We start from the raw sequence: 21,798 nt of genomic DNA on the forward strand, positions 1-21,798 counted from the left end.
CGGTGCGACGCCGGCTCACGACTTCGTCGCGCCGCTGGTCAGCCCGGCGACCAGATGGCGCTGGACGACGAGGAAGACCGCCGCGGCGGGCACCGCGATCAGCACGGCGGAGGCGGTGAGCAGTCCCCAGTCGGACCAGTGCTGGCCGACGAACTGCTGCAGGCCCACGGCGAGCGTGCGCTTCTCCTCCTGGGACATGAACACGGTGGCGTACGCGACCTCGCCCCATGCGGTCATGAAGCAGTAGAACGCGGTGACGGCCAGGCTGGGCCGGGCCAGCGGCAGCACCACCCGCCAGAACGCGCCGAAGGGCGTGAGCCCGTCGATCAGCCCGGCCTGGTCGATCTCGCGCGGGATGGAGTCGAAGTAGCTCTTCATCATCCAGGCGCAGAACGGCACCGCGATCGTCATGTAGGCGATGATCAGCCCGGGGATCTGGTTCAGCAGTCCGAGCGCGGCCATCAGGTTGTACAGCGGGACGATGAGGATGGCGACGGGGAACATCTGGGTGATCAGCAGCATCCACATGATCCCGCGCCGGCCGGGGAAGGCATGGCGGCTGAGCGCGTACCCGGTGGTCGAGGCGAGGAAGACGCCGAGGACGGTGGTGAGGCCCGCCGCCAGCACCGAGTTCACCAGCCACGTCAGGAACTCGGTCTCGCCGAGCACCCGCGCGTAGTTGGTCAGCGACGGCTGGTTGAAGATCTCCAGCTCGGCGGACAGCCATCCGTCGCGGGGCTTCAGCGACGTCAGCACCAGCCAGACGACGGGGAACAGCGAGACGGCACAGGCCGCGACGAGGGTCACGTGCAGCAGCACCGACGCGGCCGGGCTGCGCCTGGCGGCGCCCGGCGCGACCGGGCGGGTGTTCGCGGTCACCAGACCTCCCCTTGTCTGCGCAGCGCGCGGCGGTAAACGGTGGCGAGTACGACGAGCAGGGCCAGGATGATCACGCCCCAGGCCGCCGAGCCGGAGTAGTTGCGCACCCCGGTGAACGCCTCCCTGAAGGCGTAGGTGACGAGGATCTCCGTCTCGCTGCCGGGGCCGCCCCGCGTTATCAGGAAGATCACGGGGAACATGTTGAACGTCCAGATGGTGCCCAGCAGCACGACCGTCGCCGAGACCGACCGGAGCATGGGCAGCGTGATGTGACGGAAGCGCTGGAAGGGTGTCGCGCCGTCGACCGCGGCGGCCTCGTACAGCTCGGACGGGATCGACTGCAGGCCGCCCAGCAGGGCCACCATCATGAACGGCACGCCGACCCAGACGTTGACCGCGATCACCGCGAGCTTGGCCGTGACCGGGTCGTCCAGCCAGCCGACCGCGCCGAGCCCGGCCGCCCTGAGCATCGCGTTGATCACGCCGAAGTCGCTGTTGAACAGGTAGCGCCAGATGAAGGCGGCCACGAACCCGGGGATCGCCCACGGCAGGATCAGCAGCACCCGGTAGAGCGAGCGGAACCGCAGCCGGCGGTGCAGCAGCATGGCCAGGCCCAGGCCGATGCCGTAGTGCAGGACGACGCAGGACACCGTCCAGATCGCCGTCCAGGTGAGCTTCTCCCAGAACAGGCCGCTGGAGAGGATGCCGACGTAGTTGTCCAGGCCGACGAACTCGTAGCTGGCCGGGATGACGTTGACGCCGATCGTCCGGCCGACGTTGGCCTCCGTGGCATCCGTCAGGGACAGGTAGACGCCGCGCAGCAGCGGCCAGCCGATCAGCACGGTGACGACGATCATCACCGGTGCGACCATCGCCCAGGCGTACCAGTGCCGGGACAGGGCCCGCCGCAGCGGGCCCTGGTCGCGGCCGGCCCGGCGGCGGCCGCGGTCGGCGCTGTCCCTGGTCGTGCTCCTCGCACGTCCAGTCGAAACGGCCACGGTCAGCTCCAGGCCTTCATGATCGTCTGGAACTTCTCCTCGGCCTTGGTCAGCGTCTCCTCGGGCGTGGCGCCGCCGACCAGTTCCTGGTAGCTCTCCAGCAGCGGCTGGAAGAGCTGGCCGCCTTCGGGGATCCACGGGCGCGGCACCGCGGTCTCCATGATCGGCTTGAAGATCGACACGTCGGTGTTGGCCTTCACCCTCGGGTCCTCGAAGCTGGAGGTGCGGGCGGGCAGCAGGCCCAGTTCGGCGGAGACGGTGGCGAGCGAGGAGGACGAGCTCATGAAGCGCAGGAACTCGTACGACGCCTCGATGTTCTTGGATCCGGCGTAGATCGCGAGGTTCCAGCCGCCGGTGGGGGCGCCCGCCTTGGCGGAGCCTGCGGGCACCGGGGCGATGCCGAGGTTCTCCTTGTCCGCGAACTCCTTGCCCTGATAGACCTCCGACAGCGACCAGGGGCCGTTGTAGATCATCGCGGTCTTGCCGTCCTTGAGCGCGGTCATCGCGTTGGCGTAGCTGTCCTGCAGCGCGGGCTTGGCCGCCGCACCCGAGGTGATGAGGTCCTGCAGGGTGGCCATGGCCTTGACGTTCTGCGGGGAGTTGACGACGACCTGCTTGTTCCGCACGTCGAGGAGGTCGCCGCCCTCGCCGTAGATGAAGGGCAGCAGGAAGTAGCCGTCCACGTTGAGCGCCAGGCCGTTGGCGCCGGTCTTGGACTTGACGTCCAGGGCCGCCTGCTTGAGCTCGGGTACGGTCGCGGGCGGCTTGTCGTGGCCGGCCTCCTTCAGCAGCCGCTTGTTGTACAGCAGGGCGAGCGTGTCGGTCACCTGCGGGACCGCCCACGTCTTGCCGTTGTACTTGGTGCTGCTCAGCGGGCCGGGGAGGTAGTCGGCCTCGTCGTCGACGGCGCGGGTGCCGTCGAGCGGCTGGAGGTAGCCGAGTTCGGCGAACTGGGACGTCCAGGCGACCTCGGAGCGGATCACGTCAGGGGCGCCGGTGCCGGCCTGGGCCGCTGTCTGGAACTGGTTCTGCGCCTGGTCGGAGGGGACGTTGACGTACTTGATCTTGATCTTGGGGTACTTGGCCTCGAACTCCTTGATCAGCTTCTGGAATGTCGGGCCCTCGCTGTCGGGGCGGACGGTGTCCCACCACGTGATCTCGCCGCTGATCTGGCTCGGGTCGGCGGGGGCCGAGCCGGTCGGCGCGGCGGAGGATGTGCTGTCGCCGCCGCCGCACGCGCCGACCGCGAGCGCGAGCGCCGCGACCATCGTCACGGCCGAAAGGGCTTGCCGCATCTCTGTCTCCTCGTAGGAAGCCGAAGGGGGACACGCCGCGGGAGACCTCGCCCGCCGGGGTCCTCGGAAGTGAGGTGGACGTTACGCGCCTGCAAGCCTGATTGAAAGACTTTGCAAAGAACGATCATTTTTTCGTTATCTTTGCAAGGAGGCAGCCAGTCGTCACTCTGGGCGACGACACCTGGACAGCAGGTCTCCTGATCCGAGCACCTGCCGGAGGAGGGTCTGCCGCGGGAGTCAGGAGGTGGGGACGACGGGCGTGCGGATGGGGGCCGTCGAGCGGCGGACGACCAGCTCGGGGCGGTGCAGCAGCTCGCCGCGGGGCGCGGGCACGCCGCCGATCTCGTCGAGCAGGCTGCTCACCGCGTTCAGCGCCATCTCGCGCACGGGCTGCCGGATCGTCGTGAGCGGCGGGTCGAGGTAGGCCGTCATCGGCGTGTCGTCGAAGCCGACCACCGACACTTCCTCCGGCACGCTCAGGCCCAGGTTGCGGGCACCCCTGATCGCGCCGATCGCCATGATGTCGCTGCCGCAGCAGATGGCCGTGCACCCGCGCTCAAGCAGTTGCTGGGCCGCGGACTGGCCGCCCTCCACGGTGTAGAGCGTGTTGACGACCAGGTCGGAGACGTCGGTGACGCCGGCGTAGTTGGCCATGGCACGGCGGTAGCCCTCCGTCTTACGCATGGTGGGCACGAAACGCTCCTGCCCGATCGCCAGGCCGATGCGCCGGTGGCCGAGGGAGACCAGGTGGGCGACGGCCATGTCGAGCGCGGCGACGTCGTCGTTGGAGATGAAGTGAGCCTGGATGTCGGGGCGGTAGCCGTTGATCAGCACCATGGGCAGGCCCAGCTCGGTCAGATGCACGTAACGCGCGGCGTTGGAGCGGGAGTCGGCGTGCAGCCCGTTGACGAAGATGATGCCCGCGACGCCGCGCTCCAGCAGCAGAGCGGTGTAGTCGTCCTCGGTGACGCCGCCCGGCGTCTGCGTGCACAGCACGGCGGTGTAGCCGGACAGCACCAGGGCGCTCTCGATGACCTGCGCGAACGCCGGAAAGATCGGATTGCTGAGCTCGGGGAGGATCAGGCCGATCAGGCCGGTGTGGATCTGCCGGAGCTTGGCCGGGCGCTCGTAGCCGAGCACGTCGAGCGCGGTGAGGACGGCTTGCCTGGTGCCGGGCGCCACGCCCGGCTTGTCGTTGAGCACCCGGCTCACGGTGGCCTCACTCACGCCCGCTTGGGCGGCGATGTCGGCGAGGCGCATGGTCATGGCAGCCAATTTACCGTTCTCCGTCTCCTCCCAGGACCGGGGCTGCGGGCGCTTCCGCCAGCAATGTGTTGCAAGCTCTTGCAGACACTTCGCCGTAGTGGTGGGTCACTCTTGAAAAGTCTGCAAACTATTGCAAGGCCCTTGGCCGCCGAGTAACTTCCAGGCAACACCGAGGAAACCCGAACGCGGAGGTTCTGATGGTGCCTCTCCCCCATGGGCGTGCCAGAGCACCGCCGGGCCCCTCGGTCCGCCACAAAGCAGCCCTCGAAGCAAGACGGGCCGGGTGTTGGCCCACCCAGCCCGTTGACGGGAACCCCATCCTCACATTTCTGGAGATCCCCGCATGAAACTCTACAAAGCAATCGCCGCCACCGCATTAGCGGCGGCGAGCAGCATCGCCGTGCCCGTGCTGGGCCAAGCCCCCGCCCACGCCGCCTCCGGCGTCGGCGTCATCGCCAACCTGTGGAGCTGGAACTGGAACTCGGTGGCCAGGGAGTGCACGGAGGTGCTCGGCCCGGCCGGGTACGGCGCGGTGCAGGTCTCACCGCCCCACGACTCGATGACCAAGGGCGGCACGGTCTGGTGGGACATCTACCAGCCCGCCCGCTACGAGCTGACCAGCAAGTTCGGTGACGAGGCCGCGTTCAGGCGCATGGTCGACGCCTGCAACGGCGCCGGCGTGAAGGTCCAGGTGGACGCGGTCATCAACCACATGACCGGCCAGGGCGCCACCAGCTACGGCGGCTACGGCTTCAGCAAGTACAACTACCCGGGGCTCTACTCCTCCCAGGACTTCCACCAGCCCACCTGCCAGATCAACCAGGGCGACTACCGCAACGACGCCTGGCGCGTCCAGAACTGCGAGCTGGTGAGCCTGTCGGATCTGAACACCGGGTCCGAGTACGTCCGGGGCAAGATCGCGGACTACCTGAACAAGCTGACGTCGCTCGGCGTGTCCGGCTTCCGCATCGACGCCGCCAAGCACATCCACCCCGGCGACCTGTCGGCGATCAAGTCCAGGCTCGTCGGATCGCCCTACATCCACCAGGAGGTCATCCAAGGCGACCAGGAGGCCGTCCAGCCGAGCCACTACACCGGCGTCGGCGACGTCGACGAGTTCGTGTACGGCCGCAAGCTGCGGGAACAGTTCACCGGCCAGATCAAGAACCTCCGGACCTTCGGCGAGAGCTGGGGCCTGTCGGTGCCCGGAGACAAGGCCGTGGTGTTCGTCGACAACCACGACACCGAGCGGGGCGGCTCCACGCTCACCTACAAGAACGGCGACACGTACAAGCTGGCCAACCTCTTCATGCTGGCCTGGCCGTTCGGCACTCCCCAGGTGTACGCCTCGTACACCTGGAACAACAGCGAGGCCGGGCCGCCCTCGGCAAACGGCGGCCACGCCACCGACGTCAACTGCTCCAACGGCCAATGGACCTGCTTCAACCGGCAGGTCGCCGGCATGGTGGGCTTCCACAACGCCGTCAAGGGCACCGGCGTCGCCAACTGGACCGACAACGGGAACAACCTGATCGCCTTCAGCCGCGGCGACAAGGGCTGGGTCGCCATCAACAACGAGGGCGGCTCCATCACCCGGACCTTCACCACCGGCCTGCCCGCCGGAACGTATCCGAACGTGGCGGGCGGCGGCACGGTGACGGTCGACTCCGGCGGCAGGGCGACGGTCACCGTGCCCGGCAAGAGCGCGGTCGCCGTCCACACCGGCTCGGCCCCCCAGCCGGGTGACAAGGAAGCCACCGTCTACTACAGGACGGGCTGGGCCACGGCCAACATCCACTACAGCGTCAACGGCACCTGGACCACCGTCCCAGGCCTGCCCATGGAAACGGCCTGCGCGGGCTGGAAGAAGAAGACCATCAACCTCGCCAACGCCACCAGCCTCAAGGCCGCGTTCAACAACGGCGCCGGAACCTGGGACAACAACAACGGCAACGACTACACCCTCGCCACCGGCACCTCCACCGTCAAGGACGGCGTCGTGACCCCCAACGCCGCCGACCCCTGCGGAAGCTGATTCCCCCGCCTGTTCCGCGAAGGGTGTGGCGGGGGCTCCAGACGAGGCTGCCCCCGCCACACCAGGGTCTGACCCGGTCAGAAGGCCGACGCGCCGACCGGCCGTCAGGTCACTCGACCATGATGTGATGGAGGGCCTTGGCCGCCCAGTAGGTGACCTCGCCGAGGTCCGGCGGCGTGTCCTCGAACGTGAACGTGCCGTCCTTCCGCGTCGTCACGCCGGCGATCGGCTCTTTCGTCCCGTGGACCAGGCGCCGGGTCACCGCGAGCGGCTTGAGCCCGAGCGCCTTGCCGTCGGTACGGGTGAGCCGCCCCTCGACGGTGACCGGCGAGCAGGACGTCGAGCCGGAGCGGGCGCGAGCCGACGGCGGCTGAACCGGCGGTATCCGTACGGCCGGAAGTGAGCGTACTGTCACCTTTCGGATGCATGAAGTGATGACCCCGTCTTGGGATTCCTGTGACGGGAGCATCACTTTCTGTGCACTCTGGCGGAATGCAACTACTGGTGTGGTTCGCCATCGTCATGGCCGTCGTCTACCTGGGGTCCTGCTACTTCCACCCCTATATGAAGTGTCCGCGCTGCAATCGCTCAAAAGAGTCGCATTCGACCACTTTCAAGGGGGCTTTCGGCAAATGCCGGGCGTGCGGCGGGGTCGGGCATTCGGTGAGGTTCGGGGCGAAAATCCTCGGCCGGAAGTGACTGTTCCGGAGTCCGGCCGACAGTCGTCTCCAATCCGCGGCGGTGGCGGGCCTCGCCTGCCACCGCCGCGGAGTCCGGGATCGCGGCTACCGGGGAGGGTCGGGCGCCAGGCTCCCGTCGGGGGCGATGTGATCGAAGATCTGGCGGATCAGGGTGACCACATGGGGGTCCTCCACCGCGTACAGCGTCCGGCGGCCGTCCCGGCGTGCGGTGATGAGGCCGGCCAGGCGGAGCTTGGCCAGGTGCTGGGAGACCGTGGCGATGCCGATGCCCACGTGCGTGGCCAGCGTGCTGACGTCGTAGGAACCGTGGGTGATCAGCCACATCAGGTGCAGCCGGACCGGGCTGGCCATCAGGGCGAACGTCTCGGCCGCCGCCCTCAGCTGCGCGGGGGTCGGGTGCTCGGCGCCGGGTGAACCCGGTGTGGAGGTCGGCATGGCCTCTCCATTGTCCCGCGACGCCCGCACGTCGACACGCTGAGAACCTCGCGTTCTCCGGCGGCGGGGACCGGTCACCGGCCGGTGGGCGAGACCTTCGGCCACGCAGTCATGCCTGGCCGAGTCTCCCCGCGGGTCCCGGCCGGGTCGTCCACCGCCCGGGAAGGACTCCTCCACTTGGCTCCCACCAAGCCGCCCCAGCCGTCGAACTGCGGCACGGACAGCACCATGAAGACCTCGACGTCGCGGCTGCCGGCCGACGCCCGCTCCCAAAAGGCGTGACCGACCCGGCCCTCTCCCTGGCGCGGGCACGGGCCTTCGCCGACGACCCCCTGAGAAACGGAGACGTCTTCGTGCTGTCCGACCTTCTGTCCTACGGCGTACGGATCCTGCCCGGACTGCTGCTGATCGGCGCGTGCTTCGCGCTGGCGCGCGCCGAGCGGGACCCGCTCCTGCGCATCGTGACCCTCGTCCTCGGCTTCGTGCTGATCAGGGATGCGATGACACCGCTCGGGTTCTGGCGGCCCGGCGTCGCGGGAGGGGCGCCCTGGCTGCGTTTCACCGACGAGGCGGGCATCCTGCTGCTGTTCGCCGTGGGTACGGTGGTGCTGACCGCCGCCGTGCTGACCCTGGTTGCTGTCGGCCCTGCTGTTCGCCGCCTGCCACGTCTTCCTGGCCTCGACCGTGACCGACATCGGCTGGCCGCTGCTGGCCTTCACCCTGTACGAGGGGCTGATCTGCGCCTTCCTGCGGCTGCGGTCAGGCGTGACCGCAGCCGCCCTCGCCCACGGAACCGGGATCTTCCTGCTGGCCGGCGCGCTGGTCTGAGCCTCAGGGCACGCAGTCGGGGACGGTGTCCCGCAAGCCCAGCCGGCCCTCGTAGATGGCCACCTTGTGGGTTATCAGCTTGAGTGACTCGTCGAGTTCGTGGAGCTGGGCGAGCACCCGTTCCCGATGTCCGCGCAGCACCTCCAGCCGTTCCGCCTCGTTGCCCTGGCCCGCCCTGACAAGCTCGGTGTAGCGCCGGATGTCGGTCAAAGGCATGCCGGAGGCCCGCAGCCGGACGCACACGCCCAGCCAGTCGACGTCACCCTCGTCGTAGACCCGGTGTCCCGCGGTTCCCCGCCGTACCGGCTGGGCCAGCAGCCCTTCTCGCTCGTAGAACCGGAGGGTGTGCACGCTGAGCCCGGTGCGTTCGGCGACCTGGCCGATGCTCAATCCCGACATGCGGCTCAGTTTGCCCTAGAGTCGGCTCTAGCTTCTACGGTTCCGACGTATGAGATATCGCATCCTCGGCGGCACCGGCATAGAGGTCAGCACCCACTGCCTCGGCACCATGATGTTCGGCTCGGCCGGCAACCCGGACCACGATGACAGCATCCGCATCATCCACGCCGCCCTCGACCAGGGGATCAACTTCATCGACACCGCCGACATGTACTCGGCGGGCGAGTCCGAGGAGATCGTGGGCAAGGCGCTGCAGGGCCGGCGGGACGACGTGGTGCTGTCGACCAAGGTGCACTTCCCGATGGGGGAAGGGCCCAACCGGAGCGGCAACTCGCGGCGCTGGATCACGCGCGCGGTCGAGGCGAGTCTCAAGCGGCTGCGCACCGACTGGATCGACCTGTACCAGATCCACCGCCCCGACCACCGGACCGACATCGAGGAGACCCTCTCCGCGCTGACCGATCTCGTACGGCAGGGCAAGATCCGCGCCTTCGGCAGCTCGGCCTTCCCGGCGCACGAGACGGTCGAGGCCTACCATGTGGCCCGGCAGCGCGGCCTGTACCGGTTCCGCACCGAGCAGCCGCCGTACAACATCCTGGCCCGCGGCATCGAGGGCGACGTCCTGCCCACGGCGCAGCGGCTCGGTATGGGCGTGCTCACCTACAGCCCGCTGGGCTGGGGGTTCCTGACCGGCCGTTACCGCAAGGGACAGGTCGACCTGTCGCAGGGCCGCGCCGCTCGCGCGCCGGAACGGTTCGACCCGTCCATCCCGGTCAACGCGGCCAAGCTGGAGGTCGTCGAGGAGCTGGTGAAACTGGCGGACGAGCTCGGCCGCACCCTGCCGGAGCTGGCCGTCGCCTTCGTCGTGTCACACCCGGCGGTCACCTCGGTCATCCTCGGCCCGCGCACGATGGAGCAGTTGGAGGGCTTGCTGAAGGGCGCCTCGCTGGTGCTCGACGACACCGTGCTCGACCGGATCGACGAGCTCGTGCCGCCCGGCACCGACGTCTATCCCCCTGTCGCTCTCTGGAGTCCCGCGCCCCTGACCGACCCCGCGCTGCGCCGCCGCCCGCCCGGCGACCGCTCCGCGAGCTGAGCCTCCGGTCCCGGGGAAGCCGGGACCGGGTCACAAGGTCGAGGTCGGCTCAGGGCTGGATGTCGAGCCACTCCTGGAAGGTGGGCCCGGCCAGTTCGGCGTGCGGGCCGGGCAGGAAGGCGCCGTCGGCGGCGAGCCCGGCATCGGGCATGCCGGACCCGTCGACGCCGACGACCTTGACGCCCCGGCGGGCGCCGAGGAGCCGGGCCGCCTCCGCCATGGTCTCCTTGCGGGGTCCGGCGATCTCGGGGATCGGTGTTCCCGGGGCGTCGGGGGCGGTGGCCAGGTCGGCCAGTTCCTCGGCCACGGTGCGGCAGGCGACGAGCTGGGTGGGCAGGGCCGGGATGTGGGCGACGTCGCCCTCCTGCCAGTCCAGCAACTGGCCGATGAACTCGTGGAACTGCGCGGCCCGCAGGATGCGGACGGGGAGCGGGCCGGACAGCAGCAGTTCCTCGTGCGCCTTCTTGGCGGCGAGGAAACCGGCGGTGGCCTGGTCGGCGCCGATGATGACGTCCACCCCGGTGAGCGCCTCGGCCAGGCCCTGACCGGTGATGACGTCCACGCCGGTGGCGCGGGACATCGGCACGACCTGGTGCCCCCGTTCCGTGAGGACGTCGACGACGTGGCGGCCCAGCCGCCCGGTCGCCCCTGCCACCGCGAACGTGGTGATGCTCATGCCGGGCGCCTCTCTTACTCGCTGTAGTTCTGGCCGGGGGGCATGCCGGGGATCGGCTTGGCGATGAGGGCGGCGGGGGTGAAGAAGCCGATGTGGGCGATCGCCATGATGAGCGACCACATCGCCTTGTCGTCGTAGTGCGCCGACGCCCTGGCGTACAGCTCGTCGGGGACGCGCTCACCGGACGGGTTCGGGGTGAGGACCGCCTCCACGAGCTCCAGAGCGACCCGTTCGGCGTCGGTGAAGCAGGTGGCGTCGTGCCAGGTGGCCATGGCGGTGATGCGCTCCTCCGGTTCCCCGATCCTGCGCAGGTTGCCGGTCTCTCTGGTGGTGAAGTACGTGCTGCCGAGGGTCTGCCCGGCGAGCGCGACCGCCGGCCGGTCGTGGGCGTGGACATGGGGAAGACTTCCCTTCTCGTCGTGGTGCCGTACGGATCACGAGACGCCGGCGCCCTGATCCCCGTAACAGCGCGGCTCTGTGACGTAGGACACCTGCCGTGGCTGTTACGCAGCGACGGGGAGCGACGTCTTGTGCGTGTGGCCGTGCTGAGAACGACCGGGCAGGAGCCGGACATGAGCGAGCGCGAAGGAAGGGCGGACCCGGCCGGGCCGCTCGATAGGGCCGGCCGCGTGGACTCCGCCACCGAGGCGTTCGTCGCCCATCGCAACCTGCTGTTCACCGTCGTCCACGAGATGCTCGGCTCGGCCGCGGACGCCGAGGACGTCCTGCAGGAGAGCTGGCTGCGGTGGGTGGACGTCGAGCTCGCCGAGAGCGTCTCGATGGCGATGCTGCTGGTGCTGGAGACGCTTCAGCCGACCGAGCGGGCGGTGTTCGTGCTGCGCGAGGTGTTCGAACTGGACTACGACGAGATCGCCGAAGCCGTCGGCAAGAGCCCGAACGCGGTCCGCCAGATCGCCTACCGGGCGCGGGCGCACGTCGCGGCCCGCCGGCCCCGCGGCATCGCCTCCCCGGCCGAGACCCGAGCCGCGCTCCAGGCCGTCAAGCGAGTGGAACGCGACGCGGAGAGGTCGGTCGAGCTGGTGCAGATCAATGGCGGGCCCGGGCTGCTCGTACGGGTCGACGGCGAGATCGACGGGGTGGTGGCGGTGCGCGTGGAGAACGGCTACGTCACCGGCGCCTACCACGTGCGTAATCCCGAGAAGCTGTCGCGTGTGGAGCGGGAGACCGCCGTGACCCGCTGAGCGACTCCATGGACCTATGGCGCGAGCAGCGGCGACGGCTTGTCGAGGAGGCCGTCGAAGGTGAGCGGGCGGTGCGGGTGCAGGCAGGGGTTGCCGTCGCTGAGCCAGACGGTCCGCTCGTCCAGATCCATGATCACGGATGTGACGGTCGCCCACCGCTCGTCCGAGCCGGCTCGTACGTCCGGGTGGGAGCAGACGCTGCAGGGTCCGCAGTGCTGACCCCAGGGCATGCCGTGACCGGCCGGAGACCAAGGTGATCGATCATTCGGACCCGGGGAGAGCGGACTTCGACGGCCCACCTGCCCGTCCGAGGCAGCCCGCGTGACAACCAGATAGCCGGGCCGGAGGGTTTCCCGTGTTCGACCGTTCTTCCTCAGTCAGAACCACATCACCCCGTCCAGCGATCTCCGCCTGGAGCTCTCTCCGCCGTGACCGCCGAACCGGCAACGCCGAGGATATGCGGCACAAAGGCTTGCACGCGTTCATCGCGGTGGTCATTCTCATGACATCGACGTCCCCCGACCGAAACCCGCCTGACACCCATGTGCGCCGATCGCCACCCCCTCCACGACGACACCCTGCTGCTGGACATGTACATGCACGCGCTGACGGAGGTCCTGGCCAAGGAGGAGATCCGCAGCGCGCTGGACGAGCTCGGCATCTCCGCCAACCGGGTACGTCACATGCTGGTCTCCGACGCGCGGCAGGTGCTCGCCCTCGCGCCGGAGGAGTTCGCGGCCTACGAGGTCGCACGGAGAACGACGGCGGACGACGCCGGCTTCGATCCGTTCGAGGGGGTGCGATGGGCCGGTGGGGCGCTCCTGGCGGGGGGCGCGGCACTGCTGGTCGCCGGCCTCGCCACGGGCTGGTGGTGGTCGTGGGGCTGGATCCTGTTCTGGGCCGCCGGCACCACCTTCATCGCCGCCGGCGCCGCCTTCGGCATGCTGTGGCTGCGGCGACCACGGCTCGGGCGGCGCTTCTTCCAAGCGGAACTGGCCCAAGAAGCCGACAACGCGCGCGACGCGCTCATGAAGAGGCTCGCTCGCCACGAACTCCTGGGCGAGGTACGGACGAGGATCAACACCCTGCGCGCGTACCGCTTCGACCGGACGTTCAACGTGACGAGCAGCCCCGGGCTGAGCGAGATCCACGACAGCCTCTATGAGGTGCCCACCCGAGCCGCCCTCGAAGTGGAGAACCTGATCATGAACGTGGCGGGCATCAGCTTGGGCATCGCGGGTCCACGCGGATCGGGCAAGTCAACCATCGTCCGTCACCATTGCGGGACGCCTTCCCGCGAGCCGCGGCCGCCCAGGACCATGGATGTCCTGCTGCACGGGCGGCTGCCGACGGCCTCGATCGGAGACGTGCGTTGCCTGGTGTCGGCACCGGTCGACTACGCCGCCCGCGATTTCGTCCTGCACCTGTTCGCCGCGTTCTGCAGACGCGTCGTCTCCGCCTTCGCCCCGGCCGCGCGGGCACGCCCCTGGCAGCGTTGGCTGCTCGTGCCCCACGCGATCGTCCCGGTCGTCTCCGCAGCGGCCGTCCGCGTGGTCACGGCTGTTCTCGCGGTCGCCGTCCTCCTGCTCGTCGCGCCGAGCCCCTGGACGGCGGGCGTCGCCGTGCTGACCGGCACGATCTGCCTCGTCCGATGCGCGTACGGGGTGAGCCGGCGCGTCCAGCGGGCCGGCGCCGACGGCCGGGCCCTGCGACATCACGCCCGATCGGTGACGGCGGACGCGAAGAGGAACCTGTTCCGGGTCCGTCACCTGCAGTCGCACAGCACTGGCTGGTCGGGGACTCTGCGGCTGCCCGCGGCAGCGGAGGGTCAGCTTTCAGGGGGCGTCACCCGAGCCGAACAACCACTCAGCCATCCGGAGGTGGTGGAGGAGTTCCGCGGGTTCGCCCGGCGGGTGTCCGCCCTGGTGCACGCGCACGGCGGTCGCGTGTTCGTCGGGGTGGACGAACTCGACAAGATCGGCTCGGCGGGACAGGCCGAACGCTTCCTCAACGAGCTCAAAGGCGTGTTCGGCATCCCGCACGTGTACTTCCTGGTGTCGGTCTCGGACGACGCGCTGGACGCCTTCGAACGGCGCGGCATCCCTGTGCGGGACGCCTTCGACAGTTCCTTCGACGAGATCGTACGAGTCGGCAGGATCACCTACCAGGAAAGCCGCAGGCTCCTGTACCGGCGGGTCATCGGACTGAGCGAGCCGTACGTCGGGCTGTGTCACGTGTTGTCCGGAGGAGTGGCCAGGGATCTGATCAGAGCCGCCCGACGGGTCGTGCAGATCGGCACCTCGCAGGGGCGTTCCGCGGAGCCCCCATGGGAGGACGTCCTCGAGGCCGATCGGTTCGTGATGAGGACGCAGGAGGAGACATCCACCGTTCCCGTCCGGCTGGCCGACGTATCCGCCGCCATCGTCCACGAGGAGATCTCCCGGAAGGCCCTCGCGTTCACCCACGCGTTGACCGGCGCGAGCTCGGCCGGAGGCACGGTTCTGCAGAGCATCCTGTACCACGTCGGACCGGCGACCTCGTCGTCCCGTTTGCTGGACGCGCTCCTGCTCCGGGCGGACGACGAACCCCCTGAGGTGACCCGGCTGCGAGTGGATTACGCGGCCTACGTCTACTTCTGCCAGACAGTGGGTGACATGTTCGGCTCGTCACTGGACGACGCTCGTTTGGAACGTTGCACCAGGACGCCGGCGTGGGAGGGCGGCTTCGACGCGCTGGCGACGGCGCGAGCGGCCTTCGTCGCGGACTCCCGCATCGCCTGGCGAGCGATCAGCCGCATCCGCCGGGCGTGGGAGCTCACCGTCAGAGACCTCACCCTATGAGGCCCGCCTGCCCCCGCCGGAGTGCGAACCCACGCGAGACCCGGCCACCGCGACATCGGGGCAGAAGAGAAGGCCTTTGGACCCTACGGGGCGCTTAGGGCCAGGTGGGACGATGGGCACGCCCCGGACAGACGAGACAGGGCCGACCCGCTTCGAGCGGCCATCACCTCGCCGATCCGCTTCCTATAGATCGCGGAGTCCGCGTGGACCGCATCGCCTCGGATGTCCATGCGGGCTCCGGGCGCCACGCACGGGAGGGCCACATGTGGACTCGATGGGCATGCGCGGGAGCGGCGGCGCTGGCCGTGTGCTCGGGCTTGACGGCTCCTGCCGCCGCCACCGCGGTCCGGCACGAGAGGCCGGCGACCGGCGTCGAACAACAGGCCGGATGGCAGCCGATCCTGCGACACGGCAGCAGAGGCGCCGCGGTCCTGGACTTGCAGCGGCGGCTCACCGGGCTCGGCTACTGGACGGGAACGGCGGACGGCTCGTTCGGCCCGCTGACCGCTCAGGCGGTGTACGCGCTGCAGAAGTCCGCGGGGCTGGCGCGTGACGGCGTCGTGGGCCCCGCCACCTGGGCGGCCCTGACGGCGGGGGTCCGGCCGGCCGCGGGCACCCGATCGGGGAAGGTCGTCGAGGTCGATCTGCGCCGACAGGTGCTCCTGCTCGTGCGGGACGGCCGGGTGCAGCGGGTGTTCAACACCTCCACGGGCAGCGGCAGGACCTACAGCGTCGGCGGCGTCGTCAAACGGGCGGTCACGCCGCGCGGCACCTTCCGGGTCCGGCGTCAGGTCAACGGCTGGGACAACGGACCGCTCGGTTCGCTGTACCGGCCGCGTTACTTCAACGGCGGCATCGCGGTGCACGGCTACGGCTCGGTCCCGCCCTACCCCGCCTCGCACGGCTGCGTCAGGGTGAGCCTTTCCGCGATGGACTGGATCGTGAGCGCTTCCTGGTTGAAGCTCGGCGATGTGATCGTGGTCAGGTGAGCGCGCTCCGGCCCGAGACCTGAGACGGGGAGCCCCCATGGCCGACAGCCCTCTTCCTCCGGGTTACCCGAGGGATCTGGAGCGCACGGTGACGCTGCAGGACGGCCGGGCCGTCTTCCTGCGTCCCATCGTGCCCGGCGACGCCCCGGCCCTGGCGGAGGCGCTCCGCGCGGCGGACGCCGCGACGCTGCGCCGCCGTTTCCTCGGCTCTCCCCCGCCTGTCACCGATCGGCTGCTGCGGCACCTGACCGCCGTCGACTTACGCGCGACGGCTCGTCCTCGTCGGCTTCGATCCCGCCACGGGACGCGGGGTCGCGGTGGCCCGCTACGAGCCGGTGGACGAGCGGACGGCGGAGGTCGCCGTCGCCGTGGAGCGCACGCCGCCCGGCAGATCGAGCGGCCCTCCATCCGGTGATCGAGTAGAGACGTCCGTCAGAACTCGCGGCGCCTGACTCGGCACGAGTACGTCCGGGCGACGACCGACCGTCAGCCCGCTGCCGAACCCTCCTGATTCACGACACTTGACACACGTCTTTTATGTCATGAATACTGGGTCGTAGTTCGAGGGGGAGTACCCGACGATCGACGCATCGCCGTCAGTACGGGCCCGGTGGATCCGGGACCCGGTGGTGCGGTCGCCCGCCGAGGCGGCCTGGGGAGACCGTCGACCAGCCGATGCCGCCCGCGCGGGCGGCCGGGTCGAGGGGGTCCGTTGTGTCTGTCTCCTGGTGGGCGTGGGTCGCGGTGATGCTGGTGGTCGCGGCGATGCTGGCCGTCGATCTGTTCCTGCACCGCGACAACCACGTCATCGGCTTTCGCGAGGCTGCCGTCTGGTCCGGCGTCTGGATCGCCGCCGGCGTGCTGTTCGGGGCGATCCTGTGGTGGTGGCAGGGCGGGGAGGTGGCGGGCACCTACTTCGCCGGCTACCTGATCGAGAAGGCGCTGTCGATCGACAACGTGTTCGTCTTCGCGCTGATCTTCACCGCCTTCGCGGTTCCCGCCACGCTCCAGCACAAGGTGCTGTTCTGGGGGGTCATCGGAGCGCTGGTCTTCCGGCTCGCGTTCATCTTCGTCGGCGTGGAACTGCTGGAGACGTTCTTCTGGACCGCGTACGTGTTCGGGGCGTTCCTCGTCTACACCGGTTACAAGATGGCCTTCCGGCACGGCGAGCAGACCCCGCCCGACCGCAACCCGGTGGTGCGCCTGGTGCGCCGGGTGATCCCCACCGACCCCCGCTACCACGGTGGCCGCTTCTTCGTCCGCACCGGTGGCCGGCGGGTGGCCACGCTGCTGCTCGTGGTGCTCATCGCCGTCGAGGCGACCGACCTGGTCTTCGCGATCGACTCCGTCGCCGCGATCCTGGCGATCACCACCAGCACCTTCATCGTCTGGACCGCCAACGCGTTCGCGATTCTCGGGCTGCGCAGCCTGTACTTCTGCCTGGCCGGGCTGCTCCGCCGGTTCGTCCACCTGCACTACGGCCTGGCCGTGCTGCTGGCCTTCGCCGGCGTCAAGCTGATCCTCTCGGAGACCCCGGTCGGCAAACTGCCGATCCCGCTGACGCTGGGCGTCATCCTCGTCGCCATCGCCGTCTCGATCGTCTGGAGCTTGATCGCCACCCGTGCCTCCGGCGCCGCCACCGACGGCCGGATGGCACGGGAGGGGTGACCCGCTCTCCCCGCCTGACTCGCGATTCGTCACTTTCGATTCATGACAACGAAATCGTGCTCGTAGAATGGTGGACGTGCCGGACTGGACCTTCCTGACCAACCACGCCCACGTGCTGTTGTGCATCGCCCGCGACCCCGGCGTGCGCATCCGCGATGTGGCCGCCCGCGTCCAGATCACCGAGCGCGCCGCGCAACGCATCCTGGCCGACCTCACCGCCGCGGGATACCTCACCGCCAGCCGGGAAGGCCGCCGCAACCGCTACCGGCTCAACCCCACCCTGCCGCTGCGGCACCCTCTCGAACAGGACCATCAGATCGGCGAGATCCTCGCGGTGTTCCAACCTGCTCTCACCTACACCGCCCCCTCCAGAAGCGAGGCGCCGTCGGCCGGCGCCGGCCGAGAAGGCGTGACGGCAGCCGTTCCGGAAGAGCTCGCCCGAGGTGGCTGACCAGGTCGGCCAGGATGGCGACGCGGGGTTCCGCCTGCGAGGAGCAGCGGGAGGATCAGACGGCCCGCCACCCCGTGCACTGGTTGTTGGTCCCCGAAGGCCGCCAGCAGAACCTGACGTCGGTGGGGTTGGACCTCAGGGTGTGGGGGTAATACACGCCGCTGTTGATGGGCGCGTCGTAACGGATGAGAGTGCCGCCGCTGTACCGCACCGTGCCCCAGACGTCCGAATCGGGCCAGCTTCCGAGCACCCGGCAGACGTTCAGCCTCGTGTGGTTGGAGTTGATCTCCGCGAAGCCCCAGTCGTTGCCCACGCGGAACGAGTGGGCTTGCGCGGGGGCGGTCATGGCCAGGGCCGTCGCGGCCGCGGCGATGGCTACCTGCCCGATCCGCATGATTCTCGTACGCATGATGGTCTCCTACTTCCGACTGCGCGGCGCGGACTCATGTCCGCTTCTGGCGGCCCGAAAGCGGACTGACTGCAGCTTCGCCTCCAGGAAGGGACCGGACGAGGGCAGCGACAGGACATTCGCCTGACATGTGGTCGTTCCGGTTCCGGCTTCCTGACGCCTGGCCTCGCCACTGGAGGCGCGGACGTCCCGCTCCCGCCGGTCGCCGCGCACGGCGACCGCCGCCCGCCAGGATCAGCCTCACCTACCGGGCGGGAGCACGGTCACGGGCGGGTACGCGTACGCGCCGTCGAGGACCGGCCGGCGGGGCAGGTAGAGACGCAGGATCAGGTTGAACCGACCGGCCGGGACCGGCAGCCAGTTGCTCTCGGAGCCCGCCGGCGGTTCGTGGCACAGGCGCAGGTCGAGCGAGCCGTCCGCGCCGGTGACGAGGCCCGGGTCGTCGCCGCTGATGGAGTAGCGGCCGGACTCGTTGGGGACGAGGAACATGTCCGGGCCGTACGCGGTCAGGGACCAGAAGGCGTCGACCGGGGGCAGGCCGCCCCCGGGGAAGCGGATGCGGTAGCGCTTGGAGCCGTCCAGGGGCAGACCGTCCGCGCTGGTCGAGGTCCGCGGGTAGATCGCCTCCTCCGCCGGGACGGGGCCCCAGAAGTATCTGGCGACCGTCGCCCGTTCGCGGAGCCCGCCGCGGGTGTCCTGCGTGCCGAGGCCGAGGTTGGTGGTCCAGCCGTTGACGGTGCGGGGGGCGATGGCGGGTGGCTCCAGCTCGCGCATGCCCGCCGCGACGGCCGCGGCGAGGACCGCTCTGCCGGACTCGTCCAGTTCGGCGCCGGGGCGCCGGCCGGCGGCGACGCCGAGGGCCGCCACGGCGTCGAGCGCCCGGCGCTGCTCGGCGGTGACGGGCGGGTTGGCAGGCAGCGCGGCGCAGAGCTCGTCGAAGAAGCCGATGCCGTCGCGTCCGGTGTCGTGCGCGCGGCCGGCGGGGGGCGGCAGGGTCGTGCCTCCGGCAGTTCCGGCGAGGGCGCGCAGCTCGATCCGGGCGGCGAGGGCGCCGGCCTCGGCGGCGTCGGCGGCGTCGAGGGCGCGGATCCGGCAGAGGAGGAAGGCGTGACCGGTGGGGCACGGTATCGGTTCGAGGCCGTCGGGGATCGGGCCGGAGTGGCCGGGGGGAAGGATGGCCCAGGAGCCGCCCCGGCCGCCGGTGGTCCGCGTCCCGAGCAGCCCGAAGCCGCCCATCCAGGCGTCGAGGAGCTGCACGCTGTGGTAGCGGTCGCGGATGTCGGGGAGGGTCAGCGTCAGAGGGCCCGCCCGCAGGTCCAGGACGGCGAGCGCGTAGACGGTGTCCAGGTTCGGCGCGACGACGGCCCGGCTGCCGGGGCCCGACAGCCGCCGTGAGGCCCACATGGTGTTGACGCCCAGCCGCTGCGCCATGCCCTGCATGATGCGCGCGGTGGCCACCAGGGGGAAGCCGGCGAGGAAGGCGTTCTTGGCCGCCGTGACGCGGGGATCCGCCGGGTCGTCGTGCCGGACGGGTGAGCTCATGTCGGTCCTCCAGGGCCGGTGCGTCGTGCGGGGTGCGGGACCACCCGTGCTTCGGGGATCACCACGTCGTCGGTGAGCAGCCATCGGAACAGCACCCAGCCGCGCGGGTGACCGGCGGTGTCGAGCCAGTTGGGCTCGCCCGGGTCGGCGTGGGCGACGACGACGCGCAGGGTCCCGTCGGGCGCGAGCGTGGCGCTGCGGGCGTTGAGCGCGGTGGTGCGGCTGCGATGGTCGAGCGACTGGCCCCACCGGTTGGCGAGATGGACGCCCCAGTAGCGGCATCGCGGCGGCCGGGCCTCGACGACCAGGGCCTGGTCCGGTTCGAGGGAGTACCAGCAGATGACATAGCCGGCGTCGGGTGTCCCGTACAGGCCGTGGCCCCGGTGTTCGGCGAACCGGTTGGGCGTGGCCTCGGCCTGCTCGGCGCGCTGCCGTGCCACGCGCGTCGCGGCCGTGACGAACGCGGCGGCGGACCGGGTGGAGGCGACGAAGCGGGCGTCGTCGAACACCGGATCCGGCCCCGGATCGTCGAGCGCCTCGATCGTGAACCGCGCGGGCCTGTCGCGGGCGCGGTCGAGGAAGTACTGGCGGGCGATGACCGTGTGCGCTCCCGGCGCGAGCGGGATCCAGGTGCCCGGCCGCGCCTCCGGGGAGAGCGTGATCTCGAACGAGCCGTCGGGGCCGAAGGCGATCCGCTCGTCGTTGAGGTTGGTCACGCGGGTCGGCCGGCCGTCGCCGGTGTTCGCGCCGTAGACGCAGAAGGCGAGGTACGGCACGGTGCCGCGGTCTCCTCGGATGCGGTACGAGCGCCGGCTGGAGATGAGCGCGATGTCGTACTCGGTGTCGGGGTTGTCGAAGAACAGCTTGCGCACCGGAGTGACGCCCGGCAGGAACAGCGGGCGGCCGGAGTCGCGGGTGCCGGCCCGGTCGACCTGGTCGGCCAGGACGTGGAGCACATAGCGGAAGCCTTCCGCGACGTCGACGCCCGCGTCCGGCCCGGCCAGGCCGGCCACGGTCTCCCCCGCCTCGTCCAGCGCGCGCACGAACCGCCTCCAGGCCTCCAGGGCGTCCGCCATGCGTTCGATCTCCTCCATGAGTAATGGATCTCATTAATATCTGTCGGACGATAGTATGGCGAAGTGTCCAGATCAAGTACCCGTGACGCCCTGCTCCGGCAGGGCGCACTGCTGTTCGCCCGGCACGGGGTCGCCGACGTGACCACCCGTCAGTTGCACGAGGCCATCGGGGCGCGTAACGAGTCGGCGCTGCATTACCACTTCGGCGGCAAGGACGGCCTGGTGGAGGCCATCCTGCGCGGGCATCTGGAGGCCGTCGAGGCGCGCCGCGCGCCGCTGGTCGCCGCCGTCGCCGCCGACGACCTGACCGCGGACCCGCGGGCCCTGGTCCACGCGCTCGCCGCCCCCATGGACGAGGACCTCGGCACCGAGCTGGGCCGGGCCCACCTGCGCATCGTGGCCAGGCTCAGCTATCCCTCGCTCGCCTATCGGCGGCCGTTCCGGATCGTGGACGCGCCGGCGGGGCTCGCGGTCGTGCGATGGCTGCACGCGACGCTCGAACCGCTCCCCCGCCCCCTCCGGCTGGAGCGGCTCGCCATGCTGCGGTCCCAGCTCATCAGCCTGTTCGGCCTGCGCGCCCAGCTCCTCGACGAGTCGGCTCCCGGCGAGCCGCCGGTGACGGGGAAGCTGTTCTTCGGCAATCTGCTCGACATGCTCGTCGCCGGACTGACCGCCCCGGCCTCGACGGAGACGCTCGCGGCGATCCCCGCGGAATAGTTAAGGGTAACCATTAGACGGCCGGAGCATAGAGGGCAGACGGCGACCCGGTCAAGCATTCGGCGTCCGCCGGAGAAGGCAATTTAATTGTTGCCATTAACTTCTCCGTCGCGCACAATCAGGTGGCATTCGTCGGACTCCCCGAGGAGGTCGCCCATGGACGCCGTAGCTCGCGCCGGGACCGCCCTGACAGCAGCGCTGCTGACGTGTCTGGCCGTGCTGATCCCCGGCACCCCGCCCGCGCGGGCGGACACCGGGCCGATCCTGTTCGTGCACGGCTACGGCGGCAACGGCAG

Annotated in this window: 24 protein-coding genes; 10 read left to right on the forward strand and 14 right to left on the reverse strand. The window is 70.0% G+C overall.

Features of this window, described 5'->3' with window-relative positions; all coding sequences use genetic code 11:
* Positions 1 to 15 precede the first annotated feature (15 nt).
* The 4 genes from KME79_RS39105 to KME79_RS39120 form a co-directional block, all read right to left on the reverse strand.
* Positions 16 to 879 carry a sugar ABC transporter permease gene (locus tag KME79_RS39105; RefSeq protein ID WP_261808710.1) on the reverse strand — a complete coding sequence of 288 codons (864 nt, stop codon included), beginning with the start codon at positions 877 to 879 and terminating at the stop codon, positions 16 to 18.
* A complete protein-coding gene (locus KME79_RS39110) occupies positions 876 to 1,877 on the reverse strand; it encodes a carbohydrate ABC transporter permease (RefSeq protein WP_219550827.1) in 1,002 nt (333 codons plus the stop codon). The genes KME79_RS39105 and KME79_RS39110 overlap by 4 nt, the downstream gene beginning before the upstream one ends.
* 2 nt (positions 1,878 to 1,879) lie before the next feature.
* Positions 1,880 to 3,172, reverse strand: a complete 1,293-nt coding sequence (locus tag KME79_RS39115; protein WP_246641173.1) for an extracellular solute-binding protein — start codon at positions 3,170 to 3,172, stop codon at positions 1,880 to 1,882.
* A gap of 237 nt (positions 3,173 to 3,409) precedes the next feature.
* Complete coding sequence (locus KME79_RS39120) at positions 3,410 to 4,438, reverse strand: LacI family DNA-binding transcriptional regulator (RefSeq protein WP_148033004.1); 1,029 nt, start codon at positions 4,436 to 4,438, stop codon at positions 3,410 to 3,412.
* Positions 4,439 to 4,781: 343 nt separating this feature from the next.
* Here KME79_RS39120 and KME79_RS39125 point away from each other — a divergent pair, with 343 nt between their 5' ends.
* Positions 4,782 to 6,473: a carbohydrate binding domain-containing protein gene (locus KME79_RS39125; RefSeq protein WP_219550829.1), complete on the forward strand. Its 1,692-nt coding sequence runs from the start codon at positions 4,782 to 4,784 to the stop codon at positions 6,471 to 6,473.
* A gap of 109 nt (positions 6,474 to 6,582) precedes the next feature.
* Here KME79_RS39125 and KME79_RS39130 read toward each other — a convergent pair whose 3' ends face one another.
* From KME79_RS39130 to KME79_RS39140, 3 genes are all read right to left on the reverse strand, one after another.
* Positions 6,583 to 6,888 (reverse strand): hypothetical protein, encoded by a 306-nt coding sequence (locus tag KME79_RS39130; protein WP_219550831.1) that lies wholly within the window; start codon positions 6,886 to 6,888, stop codon positions 6,583 to 6,585.
* 370 nt (positions 6,889 to 7,258) lie between these two features.
* The gene (locus KME79_RS39135; protein WP_148033006.1) at positions 7,259 to 7,609 is read right to left on the reverse strand and encodes an ArsR/SmtB family transcription factor; all 351 of its coding nucleotides are present in this window, start codon (positions 7,607 to 7,609) and stop codon (positions 7,259 to 7,261) included.
* 74 nt (positions 7,610 to 7,683) lie between these two features.
* Complete coding sequence (locus KME79_RS39140; protein ID WP_219550833.1) at positions 7,684 to 8,304, reverse strand: hypothetical protein; 621 nt, start codon at positions 8,302 to 8,304, stop codon at positions 7,684 to 7,686.
* Between KME79_RS39140 and KME79_RS39145 the strand changes: the two genes are divergently transcribed.
* A complete protein-coding gene (locus tag KME79_RS39145) occupies positions 8,294 to 8,437 on the forward strand; it encodes a hypothetical protein (RefSeq protein WP_219550835.1) in 144 nt (47 codons plus the stop codon). The genes KME79_RS39140 and KME79_RS39145 overlap by 11 nt on opposite strands.
* A 3-nt stretch (positions 8,438 to 8,440) precedes the next feature.
* On the opposite strand, the gene KME79_RS39150 is transcribed toward KME79_RS39145, so the two are convergent.
* Entirely contained in the window at positions 8,441 to 8,836 is a 396-nt protein-coding gene (locus KME79_RS39150) for a MerR family transcriptional regulator (RefSeq protein ID WP_219550837.1), read from the reverse strand.
* A 49-nt stretch (positions 8,837 to 8,885) separates the two neighbouring features.
* On the opposite strand from KME79_RS39150, the gene KME79_RS39155 reads away from it, so the two are divergent.
* Positions 8,886 to 9,932, forward strand: a complete 1,047-nt coding sequence (locus tag KME79_RS39155; RefSeq protein WP_219550839.1) for an aldo/keto reductase — start codon at positions 8,886 to 8,888, stop codon at positions 9,930 to 9,932.
* 49 nt (positions 9,933 to 9,981) lie between these two features.
* Here KME79_RS39155 and KME79_RS39160 read toward each other — a convergent pair whose 3' ends face one another.
* Both KME79_RS39160 and KME79_RS39165 read right to left on the reverse strand, forming a co-directional pair.
* Positions 9,982 to 10,608: an SDR family oxidoreductase gene (locus KME79_RS39160; RefSeq protein WP_219550841.1), complete on the reverse strand. Its 627-nt coding sequence runs from the start codon at positions 10,606 to 10,608 to the stop codon at positions 9,982 to 9,984.
* 14 nt (positions 10,609 to 10,622) lie between these two features.
* The gene (locus KME79_RS39165; protein ID WP_219550843.1) at positions 10,623 to 10,880 is read right to left on the reverse strand and encodes a carboxymuconolactone decarboxylase family protein; all 258 of its coding nucleotides are present in this window, start codon (positions 10,878 to 10,880) and stop codon (positions 10,623 to 10,625) included.
* A 300-nt stretch (positions 10,881 to 11,180) separates the two neighbouring features.
* On the opposite strand from KME79_RS39165, the gene KME79_RS39170 reads away from it, so the two are divergent.
* A complete protein-coding gene (locus KME79_RS39170; protein ID WP_219550845.1) occupies positions 11,181 to 11,810 on the forward strand; it encodes a sigma factor-like helix-turn-helix DNA-binding protein in 630 nt (209 codons plus the stop codon).
* 14 nt (positions 11,811 to 11,824) lie between these two features.
* Here KME79_RS39170 and KME79_RS46715 read toward each other — a convergent pair whose 3' ends face one another.
* Entirely contained in the window at positions 11,825 to 11,947 is a 123-nt protein-coding gene (locus KME79_RS46715) for a hypothetical protein (RefSeq protein ID WP_281429630.1), read from the reverse strand.
* Positions 11,948 to 12,352: 405 nt separating this feature from the next.
* On the opposite strand from KME79_RS46715, the gene KME79_RS39175 reads away from it, so the two are divergent.
* From KME79_RS39175 to KME79_RS39195, 5 genes are all read left to right on the forward strand, one after another.
* A complete protein-coding gene (locus KME79_RS39175) occupies positions 12,353 to 14,650 on the forward strand; it encodes a DUF4381 domain-containing protein (protein ID WP_219550847.1) in 2,298 nt (765 codons plus the stop codon).
* Between the two features lie 263 nt (positions 14,651 to 14,913).
* The gene (locus tag KME79_RS39180; protein WP_219550849.1) at positions 14,914 to 15,639 is read left to right on the forward strand and encodes a L,D-transpeptidase family protein; all 726 of its coding nucleotides are present in this window, start codon (positions 14,914 to 14,916) and stop codon (positions 15,637 to 15,639) included.
* 37 nt (positions 15,640 to 15,676) lie between these two features.
* The gene (locus tag KME79_RS39185; RefSeq protein ID WP_219550851.1) at positions 15,677 to 16,054 is read left to right on the forward strand and encodes a hypothetical protein; all 378 of its coding nucleotides are present in this window, start codon (positions 15,677 to 15,679) and stop codon (positions 16,052 to 16,054) included.
* A gap of 299 nt (positions 16,055 to 16,353) precedes the next feature.
* Entirely contained in the window at positions 16,354 to 17,307 is a 954-nt protein-coding gene (locus KME79_RS39190) for a TerC family protein (protein WP_308249215.1), read from the forward strand.
* A 76-nt stretch (positions 17,308 to 17,383) separates the two neighbouring features.
* Complete coding sequence (locus KME79_RS39195) at positions 17,384 to 17,758, forward strand: helix-turn-helix transcriptional regulator (RefSeq protein WP_372452524.1); 375 nt, start codon at positions 17,384 to 17,386, stop codon at positions 17,756 to 17,758.
* Positions 17,759 to 17,813: 55 nt separating this feature from the next.
* On the opposite strand, the gene KME79_RS39200 is transcribed toward KME79_RS39195, so the two are convergent.
* From KME79_RS39200 to KME79_RS39210, 3 genes are all read right to left on the reverse strand, one after another.
* Entirely contained in the window at positions 17,814 to 18,167 is a 354-nt protein-coding gene (locus KME79_RS39200) for a hypothetical protein (RefSeq protein ID WP_219550855.1), read from the reverse strand.
* A gap of 240 nt (positions 18,168 to 18,407) precedes the next feature.
* Positions 18,408 to 19,709 (reverse strand): DUF1254 domain-containing protein, encoded by a 1,302-nt coding sequence (locus KME79_RS39205; protein WP_219550857.1) that lies wholly within the window; start codon positions 19,707 to 19,709, stop codon positions 18,408 to 18,410.
* Positions 19,706 to 20,803, reverse strand: coding sequence for a DUF1214 domain-containing protein (locus KME79_RS39210; protein ID WP_219550859.1), 1,098 nt, complete (start codon positions 20,801 to 20,803; stop codon positions 19,706 to 19,708). The genes KME79_RS39205 and KME79_RS39210 overlap by 4 nt, the downstream gene beginning before the upstream one ends.
* A gap of 45 nt (positions 20,804 to 20,848) precedes the next feature.
* Here KME79_RS39210 and KME79_RS39215 point away from each other — a divergent pair, with 45 nt between their 5' ends.
* Positions 20,849 to 21,502 (forward strand): TetR/AcrR family transcriptional regulator, encoded by a 654-nt coding sequence (locus KME79_RS39215; RefSeq protein WP_219550861.1) that lies wholly within the window; start codon positions 20,849 to 20,851, stop codon positions 21,500 to 21,502.
* Positions 21,503 to 21,798 lie beyond the last annotated feature (296 nt).

This window comes from Nonomuraea harbinensis (genome assembly GCF_019396385.1).
GTDB classification, from domain to species: domain Bacteria; phylum Actinomycetota; class Actinomycetes; order Streptosporangiales; family Streptosporangiaceae; genus Nonomuraea; species Nonomuraea ferruginea.

Coding starts and splice junctions, on each gene's coding strand:
- KME79_RS39115 (WP_246641173.1), bottom strand. CDS start 3,172: ATGCGGCAAGCCCTTTCGGCCGTGACGATGGTCGCGGCGCTCGCGCTC.
- KME79_RS39120 (WP_148033004.1), bottom strand. CDS start 4,438: ATGACCATGCGCCTCGCCGACATCGCCGCCCAAGCGGGCGTGAGTGAG.
- KME79_RS39125 (WP_219550829.1), top strand. CDS start 4,782: ATGAAACTCTACAAAGCAATCGCCGCCACCGCATTAGCGGCGGCGAGC.
- KME79_RS39135 (WP_148033006.1), bottom strand. CDS start 7,609: ATGCCGACCTCCACACCGGGTTCACCCGGCGCCGAGCACCCGACCCCC.
- KME79_RS39140 (WP_219550833.1), bottom strand. CDS start 8,304: ATGTCGGTCACGGTCGAGGCCAGGAAGACGTGGCAGGCGGCGAACAGC.
- KME79_RS39150 (WP_219550837.1), bottom strand. CDS start 8,836: ATGTCGGGATTGAGCATCGGCCAGGTCGCCGAACGCACCGGGCTCAGC.
- KME79_RS39155 (WP_219550839.1), top strand. CDS start 8,886: ATGAGATATCGCATCCTCGGCGGCACCGGCATAGAGGTCAGCACCCAC.
- KME79_RS39160 (WP_219550841.1), bottom strand. CDS start 10,608: ATGAGCATCACCACGTTCGCGGTGGCAGGGGCGACCGGGCGGCTGGGC.
- KME79_RS39165 (WP_219550843.1), bottom strand. CDS start 10,880: ATGGCCACCTGGCACGACGCCACCTGCTTCACCGACGCCGAACGGGTC.
- KME79_RS39170 (WP_219550845.1), top strand. CDS start 11,181: ATGAGCGAGCGCGAAGGAAGGGCGGACCCGGCCGGGCCGCTCGATAGG.
- KME79_RS39175 (WP_219550847.1), top strand. CDS start 12,353: ATGTGCGCCGATCGCCACCCCCTCCACGACGACACCCTGCTGCTGGAC.
- KME79_RS39180 (WP_219550849.1), top strand. CDS start 14,914: ATGTGGACTCGATGGGCATGCGCGGGAGCGGCGGCGCTGGCCGTGTGC.
- KME79_RS39185 (WP_219550851.1), top strand. CDS start 15,677: ATGGCCGACAGCCCTCTTCCTCCGGGTTACCCGAGGGATCTGGAGCGC.
- KME79_RS39200 (WP_219550855.1), bottom strand. CDS start 18,167: ATGCGTACGAGAATCATGCGGATCGGGCAGGTAGCCATCGCCGCGGCC.
- KME79_RS39205 (WP_219550857.1), bottom strand. CDS start 19,709: ATGAGCTCACCCGTCCGGCACGACGACCCGGCGGATCCCCGCGTCACG.
- KME79_RS39210 (WP_219550859.1), bottom strand. CDS start 20,803: ATGGAGGAGATCGAACGCATGGCGGACGCCCTGGAGGCCTGGAGGCGG.